The following is a 1510-nucleotide window of genomic DNA, read 5'->3' on the forward strand; positions in this document are numbered from 1 at the left end:
AGTCAGCTTGAGTCACGCACCCCCGTGTGTGATTCGCTGTTTGAGATCAGGTTATCGAACTTTTCTATTTTTTCAACGGAGAGTTTGATTCTGGCTCAGGACGAACGCTGGCGGCGTGCTTAACACATGCAAGTCGAACGATGAAGCCTAGCTTGCTAGGTGGATTAGTGGCGAACGGGTGAGTAATACGTGAGTAACCTACCTTTAACTCTGGGATAAGCCTGGGAAACTGGGTCTAATACCGGATACGACCAATCTCCGCATGGGGTGTTGGTGGAAAGCGTTATGTAGTGGTTATAGATGGGCTCACGGCCTATCAGCTTGTTGGTGAGGTAACGGCTCACCAAGGCGACGACGGGTAGCCGGCCTGAGAGGGTGACCGGCCACACTGGGACTGAGACACGGCCCAGACTCCTACGGGAGGCAGCAGTGGGGAATATTGCACAATGGGCGCAAGCCTGATGCAGCGACGCCGCGTGAGGGATGACGGCCTTCGGGTTGTAAACCTCTGTTAGCAGGGAAGAAGAGAGATTGACGGTACCTGCAGAGAAAGCGCCGGCTAACTACGTGCCAGCAGCCGCGGTAATACGTAGGGCGCGAGCGTTGTCCGGAATTATTGGGCGTAAAGAGCTTGTAGGCGGTTTGTCGCGTCTGCTGTGAAAGGCCGGGGCTTAACTCCGTGTATTGCAGTGGGTACGGGCAGACTAGAGTGCAGTAGGGGAGACTGGAATTCCTGGTGTAGCGGTGGAATGCGCAGATATCAGGAGGAACACCGATGGCGAAGGCAGGTCTCTGGGCTGTAACTGACGCTGAGAAGCGAAAGCATGGGGAGCGAACAGGATTAGATACCCTGGTAGTCCATGCCGTAAACGTTGGGCACTAGGTGTGGGGGACATTCCACGTTTTCCGCGCCGTAGCTAACGCATTAAGTGCCCCGCCTGGGGAGTACGGCCGCAAGGCTAAAACTCAAAGAAATTGACGGGGGCCCGCACAAGCGGCGGAGCATGCGGATTAATTCGATGCAACGCGAAGAACCTTACCAAGGCTTGACATATACTGGACCGCATCAGAGATGGTGTTTCCCTTCGGGGCTGGTATACAGGTGGTGCATGGTTGTCGTCAGCTCGTGTCGTGAGATGTTGGGTTAAGTCCCGCAACGAGCGCAACCCTCGTTCTATGTTGCCAGCACGTAATGGTGGGGACTCATAGGAGACTGCCGGGGTCAACTCGGAGGAAGGTGGGGATGACGTCAAATCATCATGCCCCTTATGTCTTGGGCTTCACGCATGCTACAATGGCCGGTACAGAGGGTTGCGATACTGTGAGGTGGAGCTAATCCCTAAAAGCCGGTCTCAGTTCGGATTGGGGTCTGCAACTCGACCCCATGAAGTCGGAGTCGCTAGTAATCGCAGATCAGCAACGCTGCGGTGAATACGTTCCCGGGCCTTGTACACACCGCCCGTCAAGTCACGAAAGTTGGTAACACCCAAAGCCGGTGGCCTAACCTTTT

Annotated in this window: 1 rRNA gene; it reads left to right on the forward strand. The window is 55.1% G+C overall.

Features of this window, described 5'->3' with window-relative positions:
• Positions 1-72 precede the first annotated feature (72 nt).
• Positions 73-1510 (forward strand): 16S ribosomal RNA (locus tag HMPREF2999_RS04215); the annotation flags it as partial.

It is taken from the genome of Rothia sp. HMSC066H02, assembly GCF_001814995.1.
GTDB classification, from domain to species: Bacteria; Actinomycetota; Actinomycetes; order Actinomycetales; family Micrococcaceae; genus Rothia; species Rothia mucilaginosa.